Source organism: Shewanella sp. T24-MNA-CIBAN-0130, assembly GCF_040310185.1.
Classification (GTDB): Bacteria; Pseudomonadota; Gammaproteobacteria; order Enterobacterales; family Shewanellaceae; genus Shewanella; species Shewanella psychromarinicola.
In genome coordinates this window covers 1-282 of the sequence record NZ_JBEOPP010000251.1, presented here as the reverse complement: position 1 = coordinate 282, position 282 = coordinate 1, and the positions used below count along the sequence as shown (strand labels likewise).

Below are 282 nucleotides of genomic sequence, written 5' to 3'. Positions count from 1 at the left end.
AGGTAAGTCATGTGGCCGCCCTGGAAGAAGTTCACCTGCAGTTTCGGATTCAGGCCCTTCACCGTCTGCAGCCGCGCGAGTTGCTTCTCGGTGTTGAAGAACGGCGTCGCGAGATCGTGGTAGCCGTTCTCCGCGAGCACGCGAAGCTTCGGGTTGAGCTGCAGCGCGCCGAGCAGATCGGGGATCGTGTCCGGCATCGGCTGGCCGTCGTGCGAGAAGTCCCAGACGCCGATGATGTTGTCGTTCAGCGGCAGGTACGTCGCGTTCGGGGCCGTATAGCCG

Annotated in this window: 1 pseudogene; it reads right to left on the bottom strand. The window is 63.1% G+C overall.

Going from position 1 to position 282, the window contains the following annotated elements:
* Window positions 1-282, bottom strand: a pseudogene (locus AAEZ02_RS22275) (peptidase S10); the annotation flags it as partial.